We start from the raw sequence: 16,071 nt of genomic DNA, 5'->3' as shown, positions 1-16,071 counted from the left end.
AATATGACAGACGCACGCCGAGGCTTTAAGTCTCGGGAAGCGTTCGAAAAACAATGCGCTGCCGTGCCTGCGTAGCCTCGTTAGAAGGTGGGGCAAAGGCGGCAAACAGGGGGTTCTGTGACGTTATCCGATGACCCGGCGGCCGTTCCGCTCTTGTCGGTTCGAGGTTTGACCAAGCTTTTCGGCAGCTTTGCCGCGTGCAACGCGATCGATCTCGATATCGCGCCGGGTGAAATCCATGCGCTTCTGGGTGAAAACGGCGCCGGCAAGTCGACGCTGGTAAAAATGCTTTTCGGCGTCCTGCAGCCGAGCGCCGGACAGATCCTCTGGGAAGGCGCGCCGGTGGCGATCGCCTCGCCAGGCGAGGCCCGGCAGATGGGCATCGGCATGGTCTTCCAGCATTTCTCCCTGTTCGAGGCGCTGACCGTCGCGGAAAACATCGCGCTGTCGCTCGATCCGAAGATTTCGCTGGCGAGGATTTCCGAGGAGGCCGCGTCGCTTTCCCAGGCATACGGCCTGCCGCTCGATCCGAAAGCGCACGTTGCGGACCTTTCCGTCGGCGAACGCCAGCGCATCGAGATCGTCCGTGCGCTGCTCCAGAACCCGAAGCTCATCATTCTCGACGAGCCGACCTCCGTACTGACGCCCCAGGAGGCCGACCGGCTGTTCGAGACGCTTTTCAAGCTCAAGGCCGAGGGCCGCTCGGTTCTCTATATCAGCCACCGGCTGGAGGAGGTGCGGCGCATCTGCGACCGCGCCACCGTTCTGCGCCACGGCAAGGTCACGGGTGCCTGCGATCCGAAGCTGGAGACGCCCGCCTCGCTCGCGCGCATGATGGTCGGCTCGGATGTCGCGGAGGTGCATCAGGACGGGGATGCGGCGCTCGGCGATATCCGCATCGAGGTCGGCAACCTTTCGGTGCCGGCCCGTACGCCGTTCGCAGTCTCGCTCAAGAACATTTCCATGAAGGTCCGCGCCGGCGAGGTGCTGGCGATCGCAGGCGTGGCGGGCAATGGGCAGGGCGAGCTCTTCGATGCGCTGTCCGGCGAATATCCGGTCTCCGAGGATGATGCGATCCGCATCCGCGGCAAGGCGGTCGGCCGCCTCGGCATCAACGGCCGCCGGCTGCTCGGCGCCGGCTTCGTGCCGGAAGAGCGTCACGGCCATGCGGCGGTTTCCGCCATGGCTCTCTCGGACAACCTCCTGCTGGCCCGCAGCCAGTCGGACAAGAGAGCATTTCTGGCAGGCGGCTTCGCGTCGATCATCCGCCACGACGCGGTCCGTTCCGCGACCCGCCGCATCTGCGAGGCGATGGATGTCCGCAAGAGCGGCGAAGATCCGTTGGCCGGGTCGCTTTCCGGCGGCAACCTGCAGAAATTCATCGTCGGGCGCGAACTCGACCGCCAGCCCGCGGTCCTTGTCGTCAACCAGCCGACCTGGGGCGTCGACGCAGGCGCGGCAAGCCGCATCCGCCAGGCGCTGATCGATCTCGCTAAGGCGGGCTCGGCCGTGGTGGTGATCAGCCAGGATCTCGACGAGATTTTCGAAGTGGCGACCAATATCGCGGTGATCTCGGAAGGCAGGCTTTCCGAGCCCCATCCGGCCGGCACGCTGACGCTGGAACGCATCGGCCTGATGATGGGCGGCATTCACGAAAGCCATTCGATATCGGAGGCGGCGCCTTCCACGCCGGAGGGTACCCATGCGCATTGAACTCGAAAAGCGCGCCCGCGTCTCGACGCTGTTTTCGCTTCTCTCGCCGTTGCTGGCGCTGGTGCTGACGCTCGTCTTCGGCGCCATCATGTTCTGGCTGCTCGGAAAAAGCCCGCTCAACGCCCTCTATGTTTATTTCGTCGAACCGCTGCTCGAAGTCTGGTCGCTGCACGAGCTGGCGATCAAGGCGGCGCCGCTCATCCTGATCGCCGTCGGCCTGTCCGTCTGCTACCGCTCCAACAACTGGAATATCGGCGCGGAAGGCCAGTTCACCATAGGGGCGATCACCGGCTCGATCCTGCCGGTACTTTATCCCGACTGGCATTCGCCGATGATCCTGCCGCTGATGCTGATCATGGCCATGGCGGGCGGCGCGCTTTATGCCGGAATCCCGGCGCTTCTGAAGACGAGGTTCAACACCAACGAGATCCTGACGAGCCTGATGCTGGTCTATATCGCCCAGCTCTATCTCGACTGGCTGGTGCGCGGCCCGTGGCGCGATCCGCAGGGTTACAATTTCCCGCAGACCAAGGGTTTCCAGATCGAAGCTGTGCTGCCGGAAATTCTCTCTTCCGGCCGTGCCCATTGGGCTTTCGTCTTCGCGATCGTCGCGGCCGTGGCGCTGTGGTTCATGATGCGCTTCATGCTGAAAGGGTTCGAGGTTTCCGTACTCGGCCAATCGGAGCGGGCAGGGCGCTTTGCGGGTTTCTCCGCCCGGCGCATGGTGTGGTTCTCGATGCTGCTTTCCGGCGCGCTCGCGGGACTGGCCGGCATTTCGGAGGTCTCGGGCTCCATCGGCCACGTGCAGCCGGTGATTTCTCCCGGCTACGGGTTCACGGCGATCATCGTCGCCTTTCTCGGCCGGCTGAACCCGCTCGGCATCATCGCGTCCGGCCTCGTGCTGGCGCTCACCTATCTCGGCGGCGAGGCGGCGCAGCTTTCGATCGGCATATCCGACAAGGTGAGCCGCGTCTTCCAGGGCCTGTTGCTTTTCTTCGTGCTCTCCTGCGACACGCTGATCCACTACAAGATCGGATTGGTTTTCGCGCGGACGAAACCGGCGGAGGTGAGCGGCTGATGTTCGAGGCCATTCTTCTTACCGTCATCACTGCATCGACGCCGTTGGTCATCGCAGCCCTCGGCGAACTGGTGGCGGAACGCGCCGGCGTGTTGAACCTCGGCGTCGAAGGCATGATGATCATGGGCGCGGTCTGCGCCTTCGCCGCCGCGCAGCTTTCCGGTTCGCCCTATATCGGCATCCTTGCCGGTATCGGTGGCGGCGGGCTGTTTTCCCTGCTTTTCGGTTTCCTGACCCTGACATTGGTCGCCAATCAGGTAGCGACGGGTCTCGCGCTCACCATCCTGGGGCTTGGTCTTTCGGGCCAGCTTGGCGAGGCTTTCGTCGGCCTGCCGGGCATCAAGCTGCAGCCGATCGTCATTCCGCTGCTCTCCGACATCCCGTTCTTCGGTCGCGTCCTGTTCAGCCAGGATCTCATCTTCTATCTGTCCGTGGCACTCGTGGTCGGCATCAACTGGTTCCTGTTCAGGAGTCGCACAGGCTTGAAGATCCGGGCGATCGGCGACAATCACGCCTCCGCCCATGCACTCGGCATCAACGTCATCGGCGCTCGGTATCTGGCGGTGATGTTCGGCGGCGCCTGCGCCGGGCTTGCCGGCGCCCAGCTTTCGCTGGTCTATACCCCGCAATGGGTGGAGAACATGTCGGCCGGCCGCGGCTGGATCGCCCTTGCGCTTGTCGTCTTCGCGTCCTGGCGGCCGTGGCGGGTGCTCGCCGGCGGTTATCTGTTCGGAGCGGTCGGCATCGGCCAGCTGCATGCGCAGATCCTGGCGCAGAACCTCGGCATCGTCATTCCTTCGCAATTTCTGTCCGCACTTCCATATGCGGCTACTATTGTCGTGCTGATCATCATCTCGCATAATCGCCGCACGACCCTCATCAATACACCGGCGTCGCTCGGGAAACCCTTTGTCCCCGACCGGTGACCGCGGTGCCAGAACAAAACCGTCTTCAAGCCAATAGAGGTTAGGAAATGAAGAAACTGATTATCGCCCTTGCCGCATCGGCCGCCTTGCTCGGCGGGTTCGCGACCGGCGCTGAGGCCCAGGAAAAGACGAAGGTCTGTTTCATTTACGTCGGTTCCCGCACGGATGGCGGCTGGACCCAGGCGCATGACATCGGCCGTCAGGAGCTTCAGAAGGCGCTCGATGCCAAGATCGAGACGCCTTTCCTGGAAAACGTGCCGGAAGGACCCGATGCGGAACGCGCGATCGAACGCATGGCCCGTTCCGGCTGCGCGCTCGTCTTCACGACCTCCTTCGGCTTCATGGATGCCACCATCAAGGTCGCCCAGAAATTCCCGGACGTGAAGTTCGAGCATGCGACCGGTTTCAAGGCCGCGCCGAATGTTTCCACCTATAATTCGCGCTTCTACGAAGGCCGTTACATTCAGGGCCAGATCGCCGCCAAGATGTCGAAGAAGGGCGTCGCCGGTTACATCGCTTCCTTCCCGATCCCGGAAGTGGTGATGGGCATCAATGCTTTCGAACTCGGCGCCAAGTCGATCAACCCGGATTTCAAGCTGAAGGTCGTCTGGGCCAATACCTGGTTCGACCCCGGCAAGGAAGCCGATGCCGCCAAGGCGCTGATCGACCAGGGCGTGGATATCTTGACCCAACACACCGACACGACCGCGCCGATGCAGGTCGCAGCCGAGCGCGGCATCCTCGCCTTCGGCCAGGCCTCCGACATGATCGCCGCCGGTCCGAAGACGCAGCTCACCGCGATCGTCGACACCTGGGGTGCCTATTACATCAAGCGGACCCAGGCGCTGCTCGACGGAACCTGGAAATCCGAGCAGATCTGGGACGGCCTTAAGGACGGCATCCTGACCATGGCGCCCTATACCAACATGCCGGACGACGTGAAGGCGATGGCCGAAGAAACCGAAGCCAAGATCAAGTCGGGCGAGCTGCATCCCTTCACCGGCCCGATCAACAAGCAGGACGGCACGCCTTGGCTCGCCGCCGGCGAGAAGCCTCAGGACGGCGTTCTGCTCGGCATGAATTTTTATGTCGAGGGCGTGGACGATAAGCTGCCGCAATAAGCCTTGATTGAACCGAAGCGAGGAGGGCGCCGGTTGGCGCCCTTTTTGTTTCGGTTGCACACAACCCGTTTGTCGCGCTTCAAGAAACTTGCTGATATGAAGCGGCCAATGCCGAGAAGGAGATTCCCGATGAACCGTTCCTGCCTTGCCGTCATCCTCGCCGCCGGCGACAGCACGCGCATGAAATCGTCAATGTCGAAGGTGCTGCATAGGGTGGCCGGCCGGTCGATGATTGCGCATGTGATGGCGGCGGTCGCCTCCACCGGCGTTTCGGAAGCAGCACTGGTGGTCGGGCGCGATGCGGAGGCGGTCGTCAAGGCCGGCTCTCTGGACGGCGTTTCGGTAGAGGCTTTCCAGCAGACGGAACGGCTGGGAACCGGCCATGCGGTTCTGGCCGCGAAGGAGGCGATCGTCCGCGGATACGATGATGTCCTTGTCGCCTATGGCGACGTTCCGCTGGTCACCCCGGCACCTTTCGCCGCGGCTCGCCAAAAGCTGGCGCAAGGCGCGGATGTCGTGGTCATCGGCTTCCATACGGACAAGCCGAACGGATACGGCCGCCTGCTGGTCGAAGACGGTGAACTCATCGCCATCCGTGAAGAGAAGGATGCATCGGACGAAGAACGCAGGATCACCTGGTGCAATAGCGGACTGATGGCGATCGACGGCCGCAAGGCGCTGTCGCTGCTCGAAAGGATCCGCAACGACAACGCCAAGGGCGAGTATTACCTCCCCGACATCGTCGAGATCGCCCGCGCGGCCGGCGGCAGGGTGGTGGCTGTCGAAGCGCCCGAGACGGAGGTTGCCGGCTGCAACAACCGGGCCGAGCTCGCGGTCCTCGAAAGGCTCTGGCAGGAGCGCCGCCGCCATGAACTGATGCTCTCCGGCGTCACCATGATCGCGCCCGAAACCGTTTTTCTTTCCTATGATACCGAGATCGGTCAGGACGCAGTGATCGAGCCGAACGTCTTCTTCGGGCCTCACGTGACGGTCGAAAGCGGCGCGATCGTCCATTCCTTTTCCCATATCGAAGGCGCCCGCATCGGCGCCGACGCGGAGATCGGCCCGTTCGCGCGCCTGCGTCCGGGCGCAAGGCTGCTTGTGCATTCGAAAGTCGGCAATTTCTGCGAAGTGAAAAATTCCGAGATCGGCGAGGGCGCCAAGGTCAATCATCTGACCTATATCGGCGACTCCTTCGTAGGACCCCGCGCGAATATCGGCGCGGGCACCGTCACCTGCAATTACGACGGAGTGAACAAGCATGTGACGCGGATCGGCGCCAATTCGTTCATCGGCTCGAATTCCTCGCTGGTCGCCCCGGTTTCGATCGGTGACGGCGCCTATATCGCGTCGGGCAGCGTCATCACCGAGGACGTGCCGGCGGACGCGCTTGCGCTTGGGCGCGCGCGTCAGGAAGTGAAGCCCGAACGTGCCAAAGTGATCCGGGAACGCGCACTTGCGTTCAAGGCCGCTAAAAAAGCCGGCAAATAAACAACCGCGTCTTAACCGGCGACCGTTACTTTCGGACATCGAAAGTGACCGGCGGGCCGATTGCGGAAAGCTTGCAATCGGCTAGGAATCCGCCCGGGTTCAACGAAGCGGAGAGGGTCTTTCATGTGCGGGATTGTCGGTATCGTCGGCACGGAACCGGTGGCGTCGCGTCTGGTCGACGCGCTGCGGCGGCTCGAATATCGCGGCTATGATTCCGCCGGCGTCGCCACCATCCACGGCGGGAAGATGGAACGCCGCCGCGCCGAGGGGAAACTTTTCAATCTCGAGAAGAGGCTGGATACGGAGCCGCTGCCCGGCACGATCGGCATCGCACATACCCGTTGGGCCACCCATGGCGTACCGAACGAAACGAACGCCCATCCGCATTTCGTGGAAGGCGTCGCCGTCGTCCACAACGGCATCATCGAGAATTTCTCCGAGCTGAAGGAGGAATTGCTCGCCGAGGACGCGGTCTTCGAGAGCCAGACGGATACGGAGGTCGTCGCGCATCTGCTTGCCACATATACGCGGCAGGGCCTCGATCACCGGGCCGCCATGCTTGCCATGCTGAACCGCGTTTCGGGCGCCTATGCCCTCGTCGTGATGTTCGAGGACGATCCGGAGACGATCATGGCCGCCCGTTTCGGGCCGCCGCTGGCGATCGGCCACGGCCGCGGCGAAATGTTTCTGGGTTCGGATGCGATTGCGCTGTCGCCGTTCACCAGCGAGATTACCTACCTCGTCGATGGCGACTGCGCGATCATGAACCGCAAGGGCGTCGAGATCGTCGACTACTCGGGCAAGCCGGTGAAGCGCCGGAGCCAGGTTTCCCAGGCGGCCGCTTTCCTGGTCGACAAAGGCAACCACCGGCACTTCATGGAAAAAGAGATCTATGAGCAGCCGGAAATCATCTCCCATGCGCTCAGCCATTATATCGATTTCGCCGCCCATACGGTAAAGGAAAACGATACGGCGATCGACTTCGGCAAGGCGTCGGGTCTGGCGATCGCCGCCTGCGGCACAGCCTATCTCTCCGGTCTGATCGGCAAATACTGGTTCGAGCGCTATGCGCGCCTGCCGGTCGAGATCGACGTGGCATCCGAGTTCCGTTACCGCGAACTGCCGCTCTCGCCCTCGCAGGCGGCGCTCTTCATCTCCCAGTCCGGCGAGACCGCCGATACGCTCGCCTCGCTGCGCTATTGCAAGGATCAGGGCCTCAAAATCGGCGCGGTCGTGAACGTGAAGGAATCGACGATTGCCCGGGAAGCGGATGCGATCTTCCCGATCCTTGCCGGACCGGAAATCGGCGTCGCCTCGACCAAGGCCTTCACCTGCCAGCTCGCGGTGCTGGCGGCGCTGGCGATCGGCGCCGGCCGCGCCCGCGGCACGGTGTCGGCAGAGAATGAGAAGGCTATGGTCAGGCATCTGGCCGAGATGCCGCGGATCATGAGCCGGGTGCTAAACGACATCCAGCCCGAGATCGAGGCACTGTCGCGCGAACTCTCCCGCTTCAAGGACGTGCTTTATCTCGGCCGCGGCACGAGCTTTCCCCTGGCCATGGAAGGCGCGCTCAAGCTCAAGGAAATCTCCTACATTCATGCGGAAGGTTATGCGGCCGGCGAGCTGAAGCATGGGCCGATCGCGCTGATCGACGAGAACATGCCGGTCATCGTCATCGCGCCGCATGACCGCTTCTTCGAAAAGACCGTCTCGAACATGCAGGAGGTGGCCGCCCGCGCCGGAAAAATCATCTTCATCACCGACGAGAGAGGGGCTGCGTCTTCCAAACTTCCGACCATGGCGACCATCGCTCTGCCGAATGTCGACGAGATCATCGCGCCGATGATTTTCTCGCTGCCGATCCAGCTTCTGGCCTACCACACGGCCGTCTTCATGGGCACCGACGTCGACCAGCCGCGTAACCTGGCGAAATCCGTCACTGTGGAGTGAGGGACCCTTCGCTTTTTCTTGCATCGCAGTATCGCATCCGGCATTGTCGCATCGAATGGATGCGGCAATATTCAGGTACTTTAGGGAAGTGGAATGAGCGACAGTCCAGAGCGAATATCGCTGGCCGGCCGCCTCAGGAATAACTTCCTAACAGGACTGATCATCTGCGCGCCCCTTGCCATTACCATATGGCTGACCTTCACCTTCATCGACTGGGCCGATAGCTGGGTCACGCCCTACATTCCGCAGCGCTACGATCCGCAATACTATTTCAACATCACCATTCCCGGTACAGGATTGGTGATTGCGGTGCTGTTCATCACGATCGTCGGCTTTCTCGGCAAGAACCTGATCGGCCGGTCGATCGTCAATTTCGGCGAGTCCATCCTGCACCGGATGCCACTGGTCCGGACGATCTACAGGAGCGTCAAACAGATCCTGGAGACGGTTCTGAAGGAGCAGTCCACCTCCTTCAAGAAGTGCGGGCTGATCGAGTTCCCGAGCCCCGGCATGTGGGCGCTGGTCTTCATTTCCGGCGATGCGCAGGGCGAGATCGCGGCAAAGCTCAACGCCGAAGGCGAGGAGATGGTCGCCGTCTTCATGCCCCCGACGCCCGTTCCGACGGCCGGCTTCCTGATGTTCGTGCCGAGAAGCAAGATCGTCATGCTCGACATGACGCCGGAGGAAGGGGCGAAGCTCCTGATCTCGGGCGGCCTCATCGCTCCGGAATACAAGCCGGCTGCCGGCGCGCCGACCGCGGTCCTGCCGCCGCCGGCTCTGCCGTCATAGTTTATCCCGCCCGGAGAAACCTGATCGCCTCGTCGCGGCGGTGGAGATAGAGAAGCACGCGCATGTTCCGGCCGCGTTCGCCGGTGAGTTCCGGATCTCGTTCGAGCAGATAGGCGGCGTCCTTGCGGGCGATTTCCAACAGGTCGGCATGCGCTTCCAGGCTGGCGATCCGGAAGCCCGGCGTGCCGGACTGGCGGGTGCCGAGAAGTTCCCCTTCGCCGCGCAGTTTCAGATCCTCCTCGGCGATCAGGAAGCCGTCCTCGCTGTCGCGCAGGATCGAGAGCCGCGCCCGGCCGGTTTCGCTCAAGGGCCCCTTGTAGAGGAGGATGCAGGTGGAAGCCTCCTCGCCGCGCCCGACGCGGCCGCGAAGCTGGTGCAGCTGGGCAAGCCCGAAGCGTTCCGCATGTTCGATCACCATGATCGTCGCATCCGGCACGTCGACGCCCACTTCCACCACGGTCGTGGCGACCAGCAGCCGCAGCTCGCCGTTCTTGAAGGCGGTCATGACCGCATCCTTGTCCGGCCCGCTCATCCGGCCGTGGATGAGACCGACACTGTCGCGGCCGAGCTCCTTGGCGAGCACCGTATGACGCTCCTCCGCCGACATGAGGTCGGAGACATCCGATTCCTCCACCAGCGGGCAGATCCAATAGGCTTTTTTTCCTTCGCCGATCGCACTCCGGAGCCGGGAAACGATTTCTCCGATCCGCTCGGTCGGGATTGTGACCGTCTGGATCGGCTTTCGCCCCGCCGGCTTTTCCGTGAGCTTCGAAACGTCCATATCGCCGAAAGCCGCGAGAACCAGCGTGCGCGGGATGGGCGTCGCGGTCATGACGAGCATATGCGGCGAAATGCCCTTGGCGGTGAGCCGCAGGCGCTGGTGCACGCCGAACCGGTGCTGTTCGTCCACCACGGCGAGCAGCAAATTGTGATAGTTGATCGCATCTTGAAACAGCGCATGGGTGCCGATGACGATCTGTGCCTCTCCCGAGGCGATCCGTTCGACGATCTGGTCGCGCTCGCGGCCCTTGGTGCGGCCCGTCAGCACTTCGACAGTGACGCCGGCCGCACCGGCGAGCTTCGAAATCGTGGCGAAATGCTGGCGGGCGAGAATCTCGGTCGGTGCCATCAGCACGGCCTGGCCGCCGGCTTCGACGGCGGCAGCCATGGAAAGAAGGGCGACGAGCGTCTTGCCGGCGCCGACATCGCCCTGCAACAGCCGCAGCATGCGTTCGTCGCCAGCCATGTCTTTCAGGATGTCGTTGACCGCAGCTCTTTGGCTCGGCGTCAGGGAGAATGGCAGGCCCGCGACGATCGTCGCAGCCAGGTCGCCCTGCACCCGGATCGGCTGGCCGGGGACCTTGCGGATACGCTGCCGCACCAGCGACAGCGATACCTGACCGGCCAGGAACTCGTCATAGGCGAGCCGCCGCCGGGCCGGTGATTGCGGGTCGACATCCGTTTCGTCCCGCGGATCGTGCAGCCGCTGAAAGGCTTCCGTTACGGAAGGAAAGCCCTGACGTTGCGTAAGGCTTACATCCGCCCATTCCGGAAATGCAGGCAGACGCGCGACGGCCCCGTCGATCGCCTTGCGCAAGGTCTTGGGCGACAAGCCCGCTGTCAATGGATAGACAGGCTCGATCAGCGGCAGGTTTTCCGCTTCCGAGGATTTCACGATGAAATCCGGATGCACCATGGAGGGGCGGCCGTTGAACCAGTCGACCTTGCCGCTCACCATCACCATCTCGTCGATCGGCAGCGATTTTTCGAGCCAATTGCCCTTGGCATGGAAGAAGGTGAGCGCCAGTTCGCCGGTGTCGTCATGCAGAAAGACGCGATAAGGCATGTTGGGCTTGCCGCGCGGCGGTGGTTGATGCCGGTCGACGCGGCCCTCGATCGTGACGATTGCGCCCTGCGGTGCCAGCGCGATGCCGGGACGATTGCGCCGGTCGATCAGCGAATAGGGGGCGTGGAAGAGCAGGTCGACGACGCGGCAGTCGTCCGGGTCCTCGCGCCCGGTGACGCGGGCGATCAGTTCGGCAAGCTTAGGCCCGACGCCGGCAAGCGAAGCGACGGGAGAAAACAGCGGATCGAGGATGGCGGGACGCATGAGGCGCAAGTTGCGTCAAGTTTTGCCCATTTGGCAAGGTGACGGGGACGGAAAAGCATCCTATATGAACCGCAAAACAGGGACATCGACATGACAGGACTGGCGCGCACCAGCGCGGATCTCGACCCGCGCCGCAGGCGCATTCTCTATCGCTGCTGGCATCGCGGCATCCGTGAGATGGACCTCGTGTTCGGCAGCTTTGCCGAAGCGGAGATCGGCCGCCTTTCGGATGCGGAACTCGACGAGTTCGAGGCGATCATGAGCGAGGACGATCACGATCTGCATGCCTGGATCACCGGAGCCAAGCCGCTGCCGAAACATCTTCAGACGGCGCTTTTCGCGCGCGTGGCCGCCTATAGGCCGGATTTCGACCCGGTGACCAAGGCCTCCCTCGAAGCGAGGCTTGGAAATACTCGATGAATTCTGTTCCGATGATTCCCGGATTCGATGCGAAGAGGATAGCGGCTGCGCAAGGCCCGCTGACGATCGGCAACGTGCCGCCCGGCATGGAGCCGCTGCTGCTGGCGGAACTGGCGCGCGCCGGCCAGCCGGTCGCCTATGTCATGTCCGACGGCCAGCGCATGCCGGACCTCGAGCAGATGCTCTCTTTCGTTGCGCCGGAAATCCCGGTACTGACGTTGCCGGCCTGGGACTGCCTGCCCTATGACCGCGTCTCGCCGAGTGCCGATGTCTCCGCAAGGAGACTGGCGGCGCTGTCCGGCCTGATTTCGCACGCCAGGAAGCCGCATGCGGCGATCGTGCTCGTCACGGTCAATGCCATGCTGCAGAAGATCGCGCCGTCCGAGATCATCGAAAGCCTCGCCTTCTCGGCCAGGCCCGGCAACCAGGTGCGCATGGACGATATTGCCGCGCGGCTGGAGAGGAACGGTTTCGAGCGGGTGGCGACCGTGCGCGAGGTCGGCGAATTCGCGGTACGCGGCGGCATTCTCGATGTCTTCGTGCCGGGCACGGAGGAGCCGGTGCGGCTGGACTTTTTCGGAGACACGCTGGAATCGATCCGTTCCTTCGACCCGGCGAGCCAGCGCACGACCGGGCAGGCGCGCTCCCTCGACCTCAATCCGATGAGCGAGGTGACGCTGACGCCGGATACGATCAGCCGTTTCCGCAAGAACTATCTGTCGCTTTTCGGCGCCGCGACCCGCGACGACGCGCTCTATCAAGCCGTCTCCGAAGGGCGTCGGTATGCGGGGATGGAGCATTGGCTGCCGCTCTTCTATGACAGGCTGGAAACCGCCTTCGACTATCTCGAAGGGTTCCGCATCGTCACCGACCATACCGCCCGCGAGGCGGCGAATGAGCGCTCTAAGCTCGTGCTGGATTACTACGAGGCGCGCCGCGACAGCGGTACGGAAGGCAAGGGCGCCGCGGCCCAGGCTGCGCCTTACAAGCCGATTTCGCCGGGCCAGCTTTATCTCGACGGCAAGGCTTTCGCCTCGGCGCTCGATGCCGTCACTGCGCTCCGCCTGACGCCCTTCAACGAGATGGATGCCGAAGGTCGCCGGGTGGTGACTTTGGAAGCGCATGCCGGCCCGCGCTGGGCCAAAACCCAGGCCGAGGAGAAAGATCGCGACGAGCGCGTCAACGTCTTCGACCTCGTCGTCAAGCACATCGCCGACAAACGCGCGGAAGGCATCAAGGTGCTCGTCACCGGCTGGTCGGCCGGCTCGCTCGATCGGTTGCTGCAGGTGCTCGACGAGCGCGGCCTGAAACGCATCACGCCGATCGACAAACTGGCCGATCTGGAAAAGCTGGAGAAAGGTGAGGCGGCTTCAGCGGTCCTGAGCCTCGAAGCCGGTTTCGAGACCGGCAATATCGCCGTCATCGGCGAGCAGGATATTTTGGGGGACCGCATGGTCCGCCGCGGCAGGCGCCGCAAGCGCGGCGCGGATTTCCTGACCGAAGTCGCCGGTCTCGATGAAGGTTCGCTCGTCGTCCATGCCGAACACGGCATAGGGCGCTTCGTCGGGCTCGTGACTATCGAGGCAGCCGGCGCGCCGCGCGCCTGCCTTGAGCTGCACTATGCCGAACAGGCAAAGCTCTTCCTGCCGGTCGAAAACATCGATCTTCTCTCCCGCTACGGCTCTGATGCGGCGGAAGCCCAGCTCGACAGGCTCGGCGGCGGCGCCTGGCAGGCTCGCAAGGCAAAACTCAAGAAGCGGCTTCTCGACATGGCGGACGACCTGATCCGCATCGCCGCGACACGCATGACGCGCCGCGCGCCGATGCTGACGACGCCGGAAGGGCTCTATGACGAATTCGCCGCCCGTTTCCCCTATGACGAGACGGAAGACCAGGCGAACGCTATCGATGCCGTGCGGGACGATCTTGGCGCCGGCCGGCCGATGGACCGGCTCGTCTGCGGCGATGTCGGCTTCGGCAAGACGGAGGTGGCGTTGCGCGCCGCCTTCTTCGCCGCGATGAACGGCGCCCAGGTCGCGGTCGTCGTGCCGACCACGCTGCTTGCCCGCCAGCACTACAAGACCTTCAAGGAGCGTTTCCGCGGCCTGCCGATCACCATCGCTCACGCTTCCCGCCTCGTCTCCGGCAAAGAGCTTGCCCAGACCAAGAAGGACCTCGCCGAAGGCAAGGTCGATATCGTCGTCGGCACCCATGCGCTGCTCGGCGCCGGCATCAAGTTCGCGAACCTGAGCCTGCTCATCATCGACGAGGAGCAGCATTTTGGCGTCAAGCACAAGGAGCGGCTGAAGGAGCTGAAGAGCGACGTTCACGTCCTGACGCTGTCGGCGACCCCGATCCCCCGCACGCTGCAGCTCGCCATGACCGGCGTGCGCGAACTGTCGCTGATCACCACGCCGCCGATCGACCGCATGGCGGTGCGTACCTTCATTTCGCCTTTCGACCCGCTCGTCATCCGCGAGACGCTGATGCGCGAGCATTACCGAGGCGGCCAGAGCTTCTACGTCTGTCCGCGCGTGGCCGACCTGCCGGAAATCCAGGCCTTTCTGCAGTCCGATGTGCCGGAGCTGAAGGTCGCGGTCGCGCATGGCCAGATGCCGGCCGGCGAGCTCGAGGACATCATGAATGCCTTCTACGACGGCAAGTACGACGTACTTCTGTCGACCACGATCGTCGAATCCGGCCTCGACGTGCCGACCGCCAACACGCTGATCGTCCACCGCGCCGACATGTTCGGTCTGGCGCAGCTCTATCAGCTGCGCGGCCGCGTCGGACGCTCCAAGGTGCGCGCGTTTGCGCTTTTCACCCTGCCGGTCAACAAACCGCTGACGGCCACGGCCGAACGGCGTCTCAAGGTGCTGCAGTCGCTCGACACGCTCGGTGCCGGTTTCCAGCTCGCCAGCCACGACCTCGACATCCGCGGCGCCGGCAACCTGCTCGGCGAGGAACAGTCCGGCCATATCAAGGAAGTGGGTTTCGAACTCTACCAGCAGATGCTGGAAGAGGCGGTCGCCGAGGTGAAGGGCGACGACGAGATCACCGATACCGGCTGGTCGCCGCAGATTTCCGTCGGCATCACCGTGATGATCCCGGAAACCTACGTGCCCGACCTGCATCTGCGCATGGGCCTCTACCGCCGCCTCGGCGAGCTTTCCGAGCTTTCGGAAATCGACGGCTTCGGCGCGGAAATGGTCGACCGGTTCGGTCCCATGCCGCCGGAGGTTCAGAACCTGTTGAAGGTCGTCTACATCAAGTCGCTCTGCCGCAAGGCGAATGTCGAGAAGCTCGATGCCGGCCCGAAGGGAATCGTCGTTTCCTTCCGTGACAAGCAGTTCCCGAACCCCGCCGCACTCGTCGGCTATATCGCCAAGCAGGGCACGCTCGCGAAGATCCGCCCGGACCAGAGCGTGTTTTTGACCCGTGACCTGCCGTCGCCGGAAAAGCGGCTCACGGCCGCCGCACAGGTGATGACGCAGTTTGCGGAACTTGCGAAAACGTGATCACGCCTTCTGATCGGAGGCTTCGGGCGCAATCATCGCGGCCGCCTGTGCGTCCGGCGCGACGGCAACGGGCAGGGGGACATTGCGGACCCGCTCGCGCTGAAGGGTCAGCAGGCCGGAGCCGCATATCAGCAGGATGCCGAGAAGCATCGGGAAATCGACATGGTCGCCGAAGATCAGGTAGCCGAACAGCACGGCCCAGATCATCTGGCTGTATTGCGTCGGGCCGATCATCGCCGCCGGCGCGTAGTTTGCAGCCTTCATCAGGAGAATGGCGGCAAGCGCCGCCAGTAGTCCGAAGCCTGCAAGGTAAAGCCACTGTTCCCAAGTGGGGATACGGAAATCCGCAACCATCAGCACGCCGCAGATGACGAGCACGCCCACAACGCCGGCGCTGTACATCGAGATGTTCTTTTCGGTCGGGCCGATGGCCCGATAGCAGATGATCGAGATGGCGCCGCTCAGGCCGCCGAACACGGCGCCGAGATGGCCGATCGACAGTTCGCGAAAGCCGGGCCTCAGGACGATCAACGTACCGATGAAGCCGATGACCACCGCGCTCCAGCGTTTGATGCCGACCTGCTCTTTCAGGAAGACGACCGACATGATCGTCACGAAGCAGGGCAGCAGGAAGATCAGAACGAAGGCCTCCGCCATCGACAGATGGGTGAAGGCGATGACGCTGCCGATCGTGCCTGCGGCCTGGGCCACGAAACGAAGCAGCCATAGCGCGCGGTTCGAGGTGCGGAACGCATCCGTGACACGGTCGCCCGGCTTCATCAGGAACGGAAATCCCGCAAGACCAAAGACAGCGCCGATGAAAGACGATTGATAGGGGCTGAGCGCGCCATGGATCATTTTCACGCTGGCATCGCTGAAGGCATAGGCGGCAAAGGCCGCGAAGGCGAGCATCACGCCCTTGAAAGCCTGATCGGCGCCTTTCGGTTCGGTCATG

At 63.3% G+C, this 16,071-nt stretch carries 11 protein-coding genes; 9 read left to right on the top strand and 2 right to left on the bottom strand.

Annotation, left to right across the window (positions count from 1 at the left end; translation table 11 throughout):
- The first annotated feature begins 117 nt into the window (after positions 1–117).
- The 7 genes from ACMGE0_RS17980 (at position 118) to ACMGE0_RS17950 (ending at position 9,068) form a co-directional block, all read left to right on the top strand.
- Complete coding sequence (locus ACMGE0_RS17980) at positions 118–1,713, top strand: ABC transporter ATP-binding protein (RefSeq protein WP_436817246.1); 1,596 nt, start codon at positions 118–120, stop codon at positions 1,711–1,713.
- Complete coding sequence (locus ACMGE0_RS17975) at positions 1,703–2,791, top strand: ABC transporter permease (protein ID WP_436817245.1); 1,089 nt, start codon at positions 1,703–1,705, stop codon at positions 2,789–2,791. Before ACMGE0_RS17980 ends, ACMGE0_RS17975 begins: the two co-directional genes overlap by 11 nt.
- Positions 2,791–3,717, top strand: a complete 927-nt coding sequence (locus tag ACMGE0_RS17970) for an ABC transporter permease (protein ID WP_436817244.1) — start codon at positions 2,791–2,793, stop codon at positions 3,715–3,717. Before ACMGE0_RS17975 ends, ACMGE0_RS17970 begins: the two co-directional genes overlap by 1 nt.
- A 47-nt stretch (positions 3,718–3,764) precedes the next feature.
- Positions 3,765–4,838 carry a BMP family ABC transporter substrate-binding protein gene (locus ACMGE0_RS17965; protein WP_436817243.1) on the top strand — a complete coding sequence of 358 codons (1,074 nt, stop codon included), beginning with the start codon at positions 3,765–3,767 and terminating at the stop codon, positions 4,836–4,838.
- Between the two features lie 129 nt (positions 4,839–4,967).
- Positions 4,968–6,329 carry a bifunctional UDP-N-acetylglucosamine diphosphorylase/glucosamine-1-phosphate N-acetyltransferase GlmU gene (gene glmU / locus ACMGE0_RS17960; RefSeq protein ID WP_436817242.1) on the top strand — a complete coding sequence of 454 codons (1,362 nt, stop codon included), beginning with the start codon at positions 4,968–4,970 and terminating at the stop codon, positions 6,327–6,329.
- Between the two features lie 123 nt (positions 6,330–6,452).
- On the top strand, positions 6,453–8,279 hold the full coding sequence (gene glmS / locus ACMGE0_RS17955; protein WP_436817241.1) for a glutamine--fructose-6-phosphate transaminase (isomerizing): 1,827 nt from the start codon (positions 6,453–6,455) through the stop codon (positions 8,277–8,279).
- 93 nt (positions 8,280–8,372) lie between these two features.
- Positions 8,373–9,068, top strand: coding sequence for a DUF502 domain-containing protein (locus tag ACMGE0_RS17950; protein WP_436817240.1), 696 nt, complete (start codon positions 8,373–8,375; stop codon positions 9,066–9,068).
- Between the two features lies 1 nt (position 9,069).
- Here ACMGE0_RS17950 and recG read toward each other — a convergent pair whose 3' ends face one another.
- The gene (gene recG / locus ACMGE0_RS17945) at positions 9,070–11,178 is read right to left on the bottom strand and encodes an ATP-dependent DNA helicase RecG (protein WP_436817239.1); all 2,109 of its coding nucleotides are present in this window, start codon (positions 11,176–11,178) and stop codon (positions 9,070–9,072) included.
- Between the two features lie 90 nt (positions 11,179–11,268).
- Here recG and ACMGE0_RS17940 point away from each other — a divergent pair, with 90 nt between their 5' ends.
- Both ACMGE0_RS17940 and mfd read left to right on the top strand, forming a co-directional pair.
- The gene (locus tag ACMGE0_RS17940; RefSeq protein ID WP_436817238.1) at positions 11,269–11,598 is read left to right on the top strand and encodes an FAD assembly factor SdhE; all 330 of its coding nucleotides are present in this window, start codon (positions 11,269–11,271) and stop codon (positions 11,596–11,598) included.
- A gap of 11 nt (positions 11,599–11,609) precedes the next feature.
- Positions 11,610–15,116, top strand: a complete 3,507-nt coding sequence (mfd, locus tag ACMGE0_RS17935; protein ID WP_436817382.1) for a transcription-repair coupling factor — start codon at positions 11,610–11,612, stop codon at positions 15,114–15,116.
- Here mfd and ACMGE0_RS17930 read toward each other — a convergent pair whose 3' ends face one another.
- Positions 15,117–16,070 (bottom strand): DMT family transporter, encoded by a 954-nt coding sequence (locus ACMGE0_RS17930; protein WP_436817237.1) that lies wholly within the window; start codon positions 16,068–16,070, stop codon positions 15,117–15,119. It lies immediately after the preceding gene.
- Position 16,071 lies beyond the last annotated feature (1 nt).

It is taken from the genome of Neorhizobium descurainiae, assembly GCF_051400715.1.
In the GTDB taxonomy this organism is placed as follows: Bacteria; Pseudomonadota; Alphaproteobacteria; order Rhizobiales; family Rhizobiaceae; genus Neorhizobium.
Note: the sequence above shows the minus strand (reverse complement) of the source record. Positions and strands in the feature narration are given on the sequence as shown.